This is a genomic window from Gemmata sp. SH-PL17 (assembly GCF_001610855.1).
Classification (GTDB): Bacteria; Planctomycetota; Planctomycetia; order Gemmatales; family Gemmataceae; genus Gemmata; species Gemmata massiliana.
Window position 1 is genome coordinate 3663207 of the sequence record NZ_CP011271.1, and the last position, 12150, is coordinate 3675356.

Consider the following 12150-nt stretch of genomic DNA (forward strand, 5'->3'; position numbering starts at 1 on the left):
GAACGGCCGGCTTGCATCGGTCAGGGCGCCCGTGAACCCCGCCCGCAAGGGTGGGGGTGGAGCGCAGTAGGGCGGGTTCGGTTGCGTGCTTACACCCACCGCCCTTGCGGGCGGGGTTCACCCAGTGCTCACTTCCGGTCGATGTGCCAGCGCGACCAGTTCTTGCGGACCTCTTCCAGGCGCCCGAGTTCCTTGAGCTTCTCGCCACCCTTGTATTGATCGTCGTGGAACGTGTAGTCCCGGCGCCCGTGCCGGTCGGTACCGTCCAGCACTCGTGCCAGCTCGCACATCACGGTCGCCGCCTGGTGCCCGACGAACCCCCACCCCGTGTCTCCCTCGCGCGGGAGCGCGGTCGGATCGACGATGGCCTCGATCACGTCCGGAATCAGCTTGATAGCTTGCAGATCGTGAATCGTGGTCAGCGCGCGTTGCTTCTCTTCGGGCGTGCCGCTCCGGAGTTTCTTCCTCAGCGTGTCGAGGTCGCCGGTGGCGGATGCCGGTGTTGTTTCGGTGCTCCAGCGTTTGAAGACCCACAAGGAATGGTCGCGACTTTTGGTGGTGTTGAACTTGGTGGGCCGATTTTTGCCGTTAGTGTCGAAGCAAATCATTAGGGCGTTGTCCTTCACCGTGTAGATACCGTGCCTGAGCCGTCTTTCCGCCCCACCCAGGAAGACTAAATCGATCTCTTTCGGCGATTTGCTCGGGTCGATCGTGTAATTAATCCCCCACTTGTTATCCCAAACAAGCTTGTCGTTACCACCGAGTGTCAGTTTGTCGCCGATTGCACGCAGTACGATGAGTGGCAGATTTTCGTTCTGACCGCCCCTTTCGGCTTTCACGAACTCCCACAGGCCCGTGATGGTTCCCCGGTCGATGAGGATCGGCCGCTCGAACAGTTCACCGGTGAGCTTGATGAGATTCGACTTCACCGGCCGAACGCCCAGTCCCTCGTTCCATTCCGTCCACGTACTGTGAACCGTGACCGATTTGCCTTCTCTATCGGTAAGACGGAATGCGACGTTCGCCTTCCAGCCACCAAGGGTAGGTGCTCCCTCCTTCTCGCGCCCCAAATCCGGGAAGCAGGCCAGGAATTTGGCGAGCGCGGCTTTGTCTGGGATTTGCTTCGTCACCGTGTCTTTCGGCGCGCCGCCTAAACCGTCTCGCCCCAGATAGAGCGTCGCTTCCGCGGAGACGAACTCCGGTGGCGCCTTTTCGGGCTTCGCGAGCGGTTCGCCGCGCTTGTAGGTGTAAACGGTGAACTTCGAGTTGATCTCGGTCTTAAGCCCCGAGGGGCGCGTGCCGTCTTTGGTCCCCCGCGCGATTGTGAGCGTATCGCCGACAAGTTCGTATGCCCCCAATTCCACAAACTCCTCGTCGGTGTCTTTGATTCTTTTCGGCGCGCGACCAGTGGTTTCGATCGTGCGAGTGAGTAGGGTGAACGCCCGAGGGGTCTGTGGGGTGTCGATTTTGATCTTCGACACCATCACGTGATCCTCGAATGATTGAGTGAAATTGTCCCTCTCAATCACCAGACGCTCAAGATGGTCGCCCCACTTTTCCCGGGGCACTAACTTGCCGCTGACTTCGCGGGAAACCGGGTACCACGTGCCCTGAAGTTCTTCGAGCGGTGCTTTTGCGGCGGGCTTTTTGATCGGCAAGAGCCATTTCCGGACCGGTTCGGCGCGCACGAACTCGACGCGCTCCTTCGGGTAGTCGGTGCGCGACTTGGCCGTGCGCGCGTCCCAGTCGAGGTTGGTCGCGGGCGCGCCCGCCGGGACACGGACGTTGACGTCGCTCTTCGTTCGGTAGGGCAGCCATTCATCAAGTGCCGTGCGCCCGTTGACACGCAGCGTGGGCACTTCCCAGACTTCGAGCTGGTCGACGTCTTTCCAACACTCGATCGGGTACCGGTCGAAGCGAACGGTCGCTTCGGGTGCGAGATAGAAGGCGTGGAACCCCCCGATGAGGCTCACGCGGACGGCCTCGCCAATCCCGCCATCTTTGGTGCCGCTGTAACTGTCCCCGAGGAACGCCTGCGGGGTGCCTTCGGTCGCGTAGAACTTCCCCGATTCCGGGAGCGGCTTGTCCCCTGAATACCGGGTGAGCAGCCAGACGGGTTCGTTCCGGGGGTTGGTCAGCTCCAGGGACACATATATGGTGCGCATCGGCGGCTTGCCCTCGCGCTGTTCCAGGAAGGTTGCTTTGGCGGGAGGCTCGCGCTTGAGTACCAGCGTGCGCCCCAACGCCTTCGAGAACGACTTCGGCCGTTCTTCGCCGCGGAGTGCCAGACAAACCCTCAGTTCGTTTCCCTCAATCGTGTAGATGCCCTCGACCACGTTTCGGATGAGAGGGCCATCGTCCGCGAGCATCCGAAGGTCGATCGTCTTGGGATTTTGCTTGGGATCGAGCCGGTAGTACGTCTTAATTGTCGTGCCCGATTCGGCCGCATTGCTCTCCCCGGGCATCTCAAGTCGCCCGTCGCGTGGGACAAGGCTCTTGGCCCCGAGCGGCTCGGTCTTGAAGGTCCATTTATCCCCCTGCAATGGGCTGTCGTCGTTAGAGACTGTCCAGGCGCCTTGCAGTTTCTCGTCGTCGGTCATGGGCTTGGCGGGTGGTTTCTCCTCGGGCTTAGTTGTGGGCGCTGGCGCGGTCGGGAGGTCAGCTTTCTGAGGGCCGGTTCCCATCTGGGTATTGGCCAGTACGAGCCCCACAGTGCTGAACGTGGCAACGAGTAGCAGCCCGAGCTTCATTCGCATGGCGGTCATAGTGGACATTGCTCCGTTAGCGAGTTCGACGGCGCGCGTGGGTTCCGCGAACCCGGCGGCGAACCGAACAGCGGACCGGGCCGTTTCGAGAACGGTCCGCGGCGGGACCGCGTTGGAAATCGATGTCGGGAAAGTGATCGCGGCCGCGGCCAGTCCGCGCCGCGCGAGCCGCTGACGCAGAACCGCACGCGCCCGGTCCAGGTGCCGCCGCAGGGTACTGCGCGAGAGATCCAGGCGCGCCGCGGCTTCGTCGAGTGTGAGCCCTTCGAGGTGGCACAATAGCACGGGCGCGCGGAGCGCGTCGGGGAGCCGCGCGAGTTCGTCGTGGATCAGCACGCGGACTTCACCCCACGTCAGATCGTCCCCGGGCACCGACGCCGCCACACGCGGGACTGCTTCGTGACGCGACCGGCGCACACGCGCACGCAGCGCTTTCAGTGCGAGTCGGCGCGCGACCCCGTGCAACCAGCATCCGACCGAGGTGCGCGTGCGGATCGTGCCGGCGTTTCGGGCGAGCACCAGGAACGAGGCCTGGAACACGTCTTCTGCATCCTGGGCGTGACGCAGGACGGCGCGGGCCACATCGAGCACGACCGGCCCGTGACGTTCCACTAGGGCCGCGAACGCGCATTCGTCGCGGTCCGCTGCAAATCGGTCCAGGAGCGCGTGATCAGGTAGCCCGGTGTGGGCGAGAGTCGCGAGTCGCGCGAGTGCGTGCGCATCGGCCATGTGTGCGTCTGCCTCCTCAACCCCATAGTTCCCGGTCGCGTTCGCGCGTGCTCGTTTATTTTCGGGATTCTGATTCGCCCCGATGGGATGTTCCGCCCGCTCGTTATGGGCGGATTCGGAGGCACAAAAAAGATGAAGCCGACGACCGAAGTCGCCGGCTCTCGTGGATAGGTTGATTGAAATGCAATCAGGTATGTGGGGTGGGCCGGGGGGAAGTTCGGCCCGACTCGTGTTCGTCGACAAAGAGAAAAGCACGCGGTGTGCCAAAGCTCACTTTCTGTGTTAGCAGCACGAACAACTGCGATTTTCAGCGTTTTCGCGGTTTGAACTTTTGAGGCGCTGGGCGTGTAAGTTGTAACCTTTACCTCGCAAGTCTTGGTAACGTGCCGACCATTGTGGTTGGCACGCGGTTTCCATTCTGTTCTCCGCGTGCTCGGGTGCGTGGAGGAAGTCATGCCAGACATCGTTGCACTGGTCCGCGGTCACGGGTATTGGGTGCTCGGACTTGTTGTGCTGCTGGAGAACGCCGGCATACCGGTGCCCGGCGAGACCGCGCTTCTGGCCGCAGGGTACCTCACCAGCCCGGATGGAGGCTCGCACTTCTGCCTTTGGGCGGTAGTGGCGGTCGCGTTCATTGCGGCGGTCGCGGGCGACAACCTGGGCTTCTGGTTGGGGCGCCGGGTCGCGCGCCGGCGCCTCGACGCGGGGCGCCGGTTCCTGTTCCTCACCCCCGATCGCATGAAGATCGCGGAGCGGTACTTCGCGAAGTACGGCACGCTCACGGTGTTCATTGCGCGGTTCATTACGGGGCTGCGGGTGATCGCGGGGCCGGCCGCGGGCGCGTCCGGGATGCGCTGGGGGCGGTTCCTTCCTGCGAACGCGGCCGGGGCGCTCGTATGGGCGGTGGCGATGGCACTCGTCGGGCACTTCGCGGGGCACGCCTGGGAAGCGATGCAGAACCGGCTCGGGCACGCGGCGTGGGTCGTGCTGGCCGTGGTCGCCGTGGGGTTCGTGGCGTGGCGCGTGAGCGTGTACTGCCGTAAGGGAAGCGTGCCCGAACCGACCCCGCCCACGTAGCGAGTGCCGTAGCGAACCGACTCACGCGCGCGATATTGTGGAGAGATGGACGAACACCAATGGTTGACCGGTACCGATCCGCGGGAGATGTTGAAATTTCTTCAGGGCACTGCGAGCAAGCGGAAACAACGACTGTTCGGGTGCGCGTGTTGCCGACGAGTCTGGAACGCTTTCGTACCCCCACACATCATCCGAATCGTTTCCGCCGCGGAAGCCTTCGCAGACGGCGAAATCAGTGACGAGGAGCTGGCCCGCCTTCACTCCACAGCACGAGCGGCTTGGCACGAGGTGCGGACCGAATCTTCCGATACGTTGGGCTATCTCGCCCACGTTGCACTCGGCGCCGCCAACGTCACTTCCAAGTTCATTACCGTTGCAGGATACGCGCAGCAAGCCGCAGCCAATGCCGCGGCCGATCTGCCGATAACGGGTCCGGAACCCGGGGACGAGCACCTGCCCGAATACATAAGCGAACTGGCGGCGCAGGCCGATCTCGTGCGCGACGTGTTCGGCAACCCGTTCAACTCGCTCGAAATTCAACTCGAATGGCTCACAGAAACAGTGCTCTCGCTGGCACGCGGCATCTACTCGGACCGCGCGTTCGATCGAATGCCTATTCTGGCGGACGCGCTCCAGGACGCGGGTTGCGACGACGAGGTGATTCTGACCCACTGTCGCGAACGCGGCGAGCACGCGCGCGGGTGCTGGGTCATTGATCTGTTGTTGGGGAAACAGTAGGTGCGTGCATGAGACGGGACTTCACCGCAGAGGGCGCGGAGAGCGCAGAGAAAAAGTAAGGGTGGCCGCGATTGTTTCCGATCCGGTTTTCCTCCGCGCCCTCTCGTGTCCTCTGCGGTGAAGTCCCGTCTCATGCACGGGTGATTCAGAAATACCCGTACTTGTAATAGAGGGGCACGGGGTTCGCTATCTCCTGGTGAGGGATCACACGTAATGCAACAAATACCTGTTGGCGCCTGTGTTTGGAAGGGCGCTGATGGGTGCGCCCCGCGCCGGGCGAACGAGCGAACGAGACAACTTCATGTCCACTTTGGTCACTTCTGCACCAGGTTTCTTTGACCGCCAGCGCACAATCGCCCCGCCGGGCTTCAACCGGTGGCTCGTGCCGCCCGCGGCACTAGCGATCCACCTCGCCATCGGCGAAGCCTATGCGTTCAGCGTGTTCAAGATCCCGCTCACGCAGCTCATTGGCATCAAGGCCCCCGCGCAAGGCGACTGGAGCCAGCCGGACGTGGCGTGGGTGTTCAGCATCGCCATCGTGTTCCTCGGGCTTTCCGCCGCGCTGTTCGGCTCGTGGCTCGATCGGGTCGGGCCGCGCAAGGCGATGTTCGCGTCGTCGGTCTGTTTCGGGAGCGGGTTTCTGGTGTCCGCGGTCGGGGTGTGGTCGCACCAGCTCTGGCTGCTGTATTTGGGGTATGGTGTGCTCGGTGGGATCGGTTTGGGGTTGGGGTACATCTCTCCGGTATCCACGCTCATCAAGTGGTTCCCGGACCGGCCCGGGATGGCGACCGGGTTGGCGATCATGGGGTTCGGCGGCGGGTCCATGATCGGCGCGCCGCTCTCGCGCGTGCTGATGGCCCACTTCCGCACGCCGGAATCCGCGGGCGTGACGGAAACGTTCCTGGTGATGGGTGCCGCGTACTTCGCCTTCATGATGTTCGGCGTGCTGACGGTGCGCATCCCGGCGCCCGGCTGGAGGCCGCCCGGTGCGGTGAAGAAGGCCATATCGAACGTTGCGAGCGCCACCCCGAACGACGCGATCCGCACGCGGGCGTTTTGGCTCCTGTGGGCCGTGCTGCTGCTGAACGTCACGGCCGGGATCGGCGTGCTGGAACAGGCGTCGCCGATGATTCAGGAGATGTTCCCGCAACTGTTCTCCCCCGAGGCGTGGGAGAAGGCGGCGACCGGGTTCGTGGGGCTGCTGAGCCTCTTCAACATGGCCGGGCGTTTCGCGTGGTCGTCCACGTCCGACGCGATCGGCCGCAAGCCTACTTACGCGATCTTCTTCGCGCTTGGGGCAGTGCTGTACGCGCTCACCCCCACAACCGGGCACTTGGGGAACGTGGCGCTGTTCGTGCTGTGTTACGGGGTCGTCATCAGCATGTACGGCGGCGGGTTCGCGACGATCCCTGCGTACCTCCGGGACCAGTTCGGCACGGCGCAGGTGGGCGCGATCCACGGCCGGCTGCTGACCGCGTGGTCGCTGGCGGGCGTGGCCGGTCCGGTGCTGGTGAACTACATCCGCGAGCACCAGATCAACAGCGGCGTGCCGAAGGCGGATGCGTACACGCTGACGATGTACCTGATGGCCGGGCTACTCATCGTCGGGTTCGCGTGCAACCTGTTCGTCCGCAGTGTGGCGCCCGTTCAGCCGTCCGCGGTGGGTACCACGGCAGAAGCGGTGGCCGCGCCGTTGGAAGCGAGTACGCCGGTCGCGTTCAACTGGCTCACGCTCGGGTTCCGGTGGGCGTGGGTCGGGATACCGCTCGCGTGGGGCGTGTCCCAGACGGTCATCAGCTCGCTCGCGCTGTTCACCCGAACGGGGTCGTAGAAGACGGGGCCTTACTTCTTGCCCAATAGCCTGTCCAGGATCAAACAGCGCTGCGTGTGCCGACGCTCGTGCCGGAAGTGATCGAGGACATCGCCGTCATCGCACCCGGCTTCTTCGAGGGCATCGGCCAGAATCGGCATCTGGTCGAACGCGCCGTTCGCGTCGATACTTTCGGCAATGGCGGTGACATTAGGAGTTAGCCACGCCGTGCTTTCAGAAAACGGTATCCGAGTTTGGCCACAAAAATCATAGGGGAGGTGCCCATAGTCAGTCGCGGTACACATCCCCCACTGATAGCCGTTAAGAACCCATATTTCGCCGAACGACATGCGTTCTCTGTGGCCATTATAAAATTTGTTTAGATAATACGATAAATCATGAAGAATGTCGAATAGGTGACATAGATTGAGGTTGCAAATCCCTGCTTCGTCTCCAGAAATGGTCACACACACCCACACAAATTCGGTGTTATCAAATGGTAATTCGGGAGGTAGCCAAAAGAGCGACAGGTTTTCGGTGTATCCTTTCCAGTGCCCGCCTAGATAAAAATTTACTTCGTATGAATATCCATAAAATACAGTGTCTTCCAACACGTCTCTGACCCACTCGCCATACGTGATCGCGCTGTTCTGTTCCAATCGGCGCTCGAGCCACTGCCGCTCGCCGAGGTACACGAACCCCCATTGCTCCTCCGCGTTCCGTAACGTCGCTAGACGCGCGTCGGTTTCGGCACGGGAAATGTCAGCGCGCCCGATCAGGCTCCCGTGAGACAGGTTCGCCTTGAGCGCCCGGTACTCCGACCACGGCATGTATCGACGGATCGCGGTCGAAAACGGATCACTCACGGCACACCTTGCTGCACAAGGTAGGAACAGCGCGAAACCGCATGACTCGGTTCAATTGTCGCGATCGGTTCGGTCTTCGGGGCCGTTCTCTCGGCGGCTCTGCCGGTCCTTGCGATCGGAAGCGAGCGCGTCGCCGAGCAGGAGCGCGATTCGGTCGGACGCCCAATGCACCGCGCGCCCGACCGCACGGGCGATGAGGACGATCTCAGGAGGGGTACCCGTCGCTTTTGGTGTCGCCCGACTGGGTTGCACCTTTCCTGTCCTCGTTCGGGTCTATCACGACCGTTTGCTCGCCGTTGTCCCCGACCGCGATCTCGATGGCTTCGAGGCGCGCCTTTTCCGTTGCGGCATCGTCGAGCTTCAATTCCACCGCGGGGCCGGACCCCATCAGGTGGCCCCACCCCTGCCACCCCTCGACCTGCATGCAGATCGCTTTGAGCGCTGCCATGAGTGGCATCGCCAGGAACAGTCCCGCGATGCCCCAAACTTGGTGCCAGTACAGGCACGCGAGCAGGACCGTGGTGGCGTTCAGGTCCATGCTCCGGCCCATCACCCACGGCACGATGATGTAGCCCTCGAACGTGACCACGCACGTGTAGAAGATCGAGATGAAGAACGCGGTGAGTAGCGCGCTGCCGAGTGGCGCGGTGGACGGGTCCACGAACAGCAGCGCGTCCACGAGCGGCGGGATGCCGGCCGCGATCGTCCCGATGTACGGCACGTAACTGAGCACCGCGACCAGGAGCGCCCACAGGTACCAGTGCTTCAACCCCAGGTACCAGTACGCGCTCCCGAGTACGAGTGCCAGACCCAGGTTCACGATCGTGCGCCACACGAGGTACGTGCGGATCGCCTCGGTCATCTCCGCCAGCGCGAACGTCACGCGCCCGCGGATCTCGATCGACGGGCCGAAGATGGCCTTCACCTTGTCGGCCAGCATCTGCCCTTCGAGGAGCAGGAACAGCGTGATGAACAGAACCAGTATCGCTTGCCACAAGTGGTCCAGACCGAGCACGGACAGTTTGACCAGCCCGCTCGACAGTTGTTCTTCGGTCAACTGTTTGCGGACCAGCGAGATGGCTTTCGGGGGCGGGCGGTCCGGGTACCGGTTCGGGTCGTACCGGCCGAAGAACTCGTCGTCGTCCTTAACCGGGAAGAGCTGGCTCAGGTTCGACTGGATCGTGTTGTACTGGGCGATCCAGGCTTGCTCGGTTTGCGGCAGCCCGACGATGGTCTTCGGGATCGCCCACGTGAACGCGCCGATCACCACCAGGTGTAGCGCGACCAATCCCAGTAGGGCGGTGAGGCACGAGAAGAACCACGGCACGCGCAACTGCTCGTGAATGAACTTCGCGAGCGGGAACAGCACCGACGCAAGCAGCACCGAGAACACGATCGGGATGAAGATGCTGCTGCCCAGGTACAACGCGGCGGTGATGCCGAAGATGGCACACAGATTCAGCCCGATGCGGGTCGCGAGCGTGAGGTTCAGATTCATCGTGAGTTCGTACCCGCTGGGGCTCCCGGCGCGAGCACCGGGCCGAGGTCACGTTACCCGTCGATCTGCTTGGCCGCGTCCAGCGTGTTGTAGAGCAGCATCGTGATCGTCATCGGCCCGACGCCGCCCGGTACCGGGGAGAGCCACCCGGCCACAGATTCCACGTCCTTATGAACGTCGCCGAGCCAGCGCCCGTCCACATTATTCGTGCCCACGTCCACGACCGCGGCGCCCGGCTTCACCATATCCGGCGTGATGACACCCGGCACACCGGCCGCCGCGATGAGGACGTCCGCGCGACGGCATACGTCCGCGAGGTTCTTCGTCCGAGTGTGGGCCACGGTTACGGTCGCGTCGCCGGCCGCTGGGTTCGTCGCGGTCGCTTTTTGCATCAGCATGACCGCGACCGGTTTGCCCACGATGTTACTTCGCCCGAGCACGACGATTTCTTTCCCCGAAAGCGCGATGCCGTTGCGCGTCAGCAACTGCAACACGCCGTGTGGCGTACACGGGTAGAACCGCGGGTACCCGGTCATCAGCAGGCCGACGTTCTCCGGGTGGAAGCAGTCCACGTCCTTGTTCGGGGACACCGCGCGGATGATCGCGCCGTCGTCGATCTGTTTCGGCAGCGGGAGCTGCACCAGGATGCCGTGAACGGCCGGGTCCGCGTTCAGGCGCCCGACGAGTTCGAGCAACTCCGCTTGCGTCGTGGAGGCGGGGAGCCGGTGAACTGTGGACGCAAGCCCGGCGTCCTGACACGCCTTGTGCTTGTTCTTCACGTACTGTTGACTGGCCGGGTCTTCGCCGACGAGCACGGCCGCCAGCCCGGGCGCGCGCTTACCGGCCCGCGCGCGCTCGGTTACGCGCGCGGCGATCTCCGACCGCATCGTTGTGGCCAGAGCTTTCCCATCGAGTCGTTGAGCCGCCATATCGTCCTCACCCCAACCGCTGCAGCAACTTCGGAAGCATTTCGCCGGACGGTCCGTACAACCCGACGTCCGCGTAGGCGCTGGCCTCGGTGGGCGTCAGGTTCACTTCGATCACCTTCGCGGGGACCGCCTTGTGTCGCTTGGAGATCGGGATCAGCGACGCGGCCGGGTGAACGACCGCGGACGTCCCAATCACCAGGAGCACGTCGCACTCGTGAGCGGCGACCATCGCCGCGCTCCAGACGTCGTCGGGCAGGCCCTCACCGAACCACACGATGTGCGGGCGCAACCGGCCGCGGCACTGCGGGCACTCGGGCGCGTCGCCGAGCGGCTCTGAGCCGCGGTTGGTGACCGAGCCACACGTGAGGCACCGAGTTTGTCGAAGGCTCCCGTGAATTTCCAGAACGCGCCGGCTTCCGGCTTCCAGGTGCAGCCCGTCCACGTTCTGAGTTACCAGCGTGAACCGGTCGCTCCACCGGTCTTCCATCGCGACGAGGGCGAAGTGACCGGCGTTCGGCTTCACGGTCGCGACGTTCGCGCGGCGGGCGTTGTAGAACTGCCACACCAGTAAGGGGTTGCGGTCCCAGCCGTCGGGACTCGCCACGTCTTCAATTCGGTGCCCCTCCCACAAGCCGTCGCTTGCGCGAAAGGTGGGCACCCCACTCTCTGCGGACACACCGGCACCAGTCAGCACGCACACGCGCTCGGCGGTACGGAGCCAGTGGGCCGCGCGATCGAGCGCGGCGTCGAGTTCGGCGTCAGTCATCGGGCAATTCTCCGGCGGCCGACCGGGACCACATGAGATTAACGGATTTGCGCGCCCTGGGCAACGTGGTATGAACCGGCCCGGCTGCGAAAATTCCCGATGCGCGAGGCTTTTTCGTCTTGTCGTGGTGGGGCGCCGACTCCGGGGAATCACACCGCGGCGAGCCGCGTGATAGCTTCGGCGTGGATGGGGCCGTTGGTCGCGATCAGCCCGCGCGTTTGTTTGAAGTTCTCGCCCTGGTAAACGATCGGGTTCCCGCTCAGGTCGGTGACCGTTCCGCCGGCCTCGGTCACGAGCACGTGCCCGGCGCAAATGTCCCAATCGGCGAACGCTTCGTAGGTGTTCGCGTACACGTCGGCTTCCCCGCGCGCGACGTGCGCGAGCTTCACCCCGCCGGAATACGTCTCGACCACGCGGGCCGGAGCGAGCGCCTGAACCGGCTTCGGCGACATGCCTGTCTTTGCCCAACTCTGTACCAGCACCAGTTCGCTGAACCCGCGCGCGGACACGCGGCACTGGGTCGGTTCCGCTGTGCCCGTGTGAGTCCAACACCCGCTACCAACGGACGCGAACGTCGTCCGGTTTTGGGCGGGTTCCGCGACTACGCCAACGACCGGTTTGCCGTCGACGAGGAATCCGATCATCACCGAGAACTGCCCGACCTTCTTCGCGAACCCACGGGTGCCGTCGATCGGGTCGACCACCCACGCCCGGCGCCCGGCTTTCGGGAGCGAATCGAACGCGGGGGTGGATTCTTCCGCGCACAGTGCATCCGCCGGGAAGCGGTCGTGGAGGAACCCCAGAATCAGTTCTTGTGACGCCTTGTCCGCGTGCGTGCTGATCGTCACGGGGGCGTCGGGGATCGCGGTGAAGTGCTCGTACTCGCGCCGGAGCAGGTCGCTCGCCCGTGCCGCCGCCTCGCGCGCCGCTGCCAGTTCGTCCTGAAACGTCATCGTCACTCCGAAGTTGTGC

Annotated in this window: 10 protein-coding genes; 3 read left to right on the forward strand and 7 right to left on the reverse strand. The window is 63.7% G+C overall.

Going from position 1 to position 12150, the window contains the following annotated elements; genetic code table 11:
• Nucleotides 1–128: 128 nt before the first annotated feature.
• Nucleotides 129–3494, reverse strand: a complete 3366-nt coding sequence (locus tag VT84_RS15325; RefSeq protein WP_082840164.1) for a sigma-70 family RNA polymerase sigma factor — start codon at nucleotides 3492–3494, stop codon at nucleotides 129–131.
• Between the two features lie 453 nt (nucleotides 3495–3947).
• Here VT84_RS15325 and VT84_RS15330 point away from each other — a divergent pair, with 453 nt between their 5' ends.
• From VT84_RS15330 to VT84_RS15340, 3 genes are all read left to right on the forward strand, one after another.
• Nucleotides 3948–4571: a DedA family protein gene (locus VT84_RS15330; RefSeq protein WP_082840165.1), complete on the forward strand. Its 624-nt coding sequence runs from the start codon at nucleotides 3948–3950 to the stop codon at nucleotides 4569–4571.
• A gap of 87 nt (nucleotides 4572–4658) precedes the next feature.
• The gene (locus VT84_RS40830; RefSeq protein ID WP_239465847.1) at nucleotides 4659–5309 is read left to right on the forward strand and encodes a hypothetical protein; all 651 of its coding nucleotides are present in this window, start codon (nucleotides 4659–4661) and stop codon (nucleotides 5307–5309) included.
• Nucleotides 5310–5610: 301 nt separating this feature from the next.
• Nucleotides 5611–7140, forward strand: a complete 1530-nt coding sequence (locus VT84_RS15340) for an OFA family MFS transporter (RefSeq protein WP_082843304.1) — start codon at nucleotides 5611–5613, stop codon at nucleotides 7138–7140.
• An 11-nt stretch (nucleotides 7141–7151) separates the two neighbouring features.
• On the opposite strand, the gene VT84_RS15345 is transcribed toward VT84_RS15340, so the two are convergent.
• From VT84_RS15345 to VT84_RS15365, 6 genes are all read right to left on the reverse strand, one after another.
• On the reverse strand, nucleotides 7152–7985 hold the full coding sequence (locus VT84_RS15345) for a hypothetical protein (RefSeq protein ID WP_157469517.1): 834 nt from the start codon (nucleotides 7983–7985) through the stop codon (nucleotides 7152–7154).
• Between the two features lie 51 nt (nucleotides 7986–8036).
• Nucleotides 8037–8237, reverse strand: a complete 201-nt coding sequence (locus VT84_RS38555; protein WP_157469518.1) for a hypothetical protein — start codon at nucleotides 8235–8237, stop codon at nucleotides 8037–8039.
• On the reverse strand, nucleotides 8191–9483 hold the full coding sequence (locus tag VT84_RS15350) for an AI-2E family transporter (RefSeq protein ID WP_082840167.1): 1293 nt from the start codon (nucleotides 9481–9483) through the stop codon (nucleotides 8191–8193). Before VT84_RS15350 ends, VT84_RS38555 begins: the two co-directional genes overlap by 47 nt.
• A 53-nt stretch (nucleotides 9484–9536) precedes the next feature.
• Nucleotides 9537–10412: a bifunctional 5,10-methylenetetrahydrofolate dehydrogenase/5,10-methenyltetrahydrofolate cyclohydrolase gene (locus VT84_RS15355; RefSeq protein WP_082840168.1), complete on the reverse strand. Its 876-nt coding sequence runs from the start codon at nucleotides 10410–10412 to the stop codon at nucleotides 9537–9539.
• A gap of 7 nt (nucleotides 10413–10419) precedes the next feature.
• On the reverse strand, nucleotides 10420–11178 hold the full coding sequence (locus VT84_RS15360) for an SIR2 family NAD-dependent protein deacylase (RefSeq protein ID WP_082840169.1): 759 nt from the start codon (nucleotides 11176–11178) through the stop codon (nucleotides 10420–10422).
• A 149-nt stretch (nucleotides 11179–11327) separates the two neighbouring features.
• Nucleotides 11328–12131 carry a 3'(2'),5'-bisphosphate nucleotidase CysQ gene (locus VT84_RS15365; RefSeq protein ID WP_052558871.1) on the reverse strand — a complete coding sequence of 268 codons (804 nt, stop codon included), beginning with the start codon at nucleotides 12129–12131 and terminating at the stop codon, nucleotides 11328–11330.
• Between the last annotated feature and the right edge of the window lie 19 nt (nucleotides 12132–12150).

Bases quoted from the DNA above. Each gene is read 5' to 3' on its own strand.
- VT84_RS15325 (WP_082840164.1), bottom strand. From the start codon at position 3,494: ATGGCCGATGCGCACGCACTCGCGCGACTCGCGACTCTCGCCCACACC.
- VT84_RS15330 (WP_082840165.1), top strand. From the start codon at position 3,948: ATGCCAGACATCGTTGCACTGGTCCGCGGTCACGGGTATTGGGTGCTC.
- VT84_RS40830 (WP_239465847.1), top strand. From the start codon at position 4,659: ATGTTGAAATTTCTTCAGGGCACTGCGAGCAAGCGGAAACAACGACTG.
- VT84_RS15340 (WP_082843304.1), top strand. From the start codon at position 5,611: ATGTCCACTTTGGTCACTTCTGCACCAGGTTTCTTTGACCGCCAGCGC.
- VT84_RS15350 (WP_082840167.1), bottom strand. From the start codon at position 9,483: ATGAATCTGAACCTCACGCTCGCGACCCGCATCGGGCTGAATCTGTGT.
- VT84_RS15355 (WP_082840168.1), bottom strand. From the start codon at position 10,412: ATGGCGGCTCAACGACTCGATGGGAAAGCTCTGGCCACAACGATGCGG.
- VT84_RS15360 (WP_082840169.1), bottom strand. From the start codon at position 11,178: ATGACTGACGCCGAACTCGACGCCGCGCTCGATCGCGCGGCCCACTGG.
- VT84_RS15365 (WP_052558871.1), bottom strand. From the start codon at position 12,131: ATGACGTTTCAGGACGAACTGGCAGCGGCGCGCGAGGCGGCGGCACGG.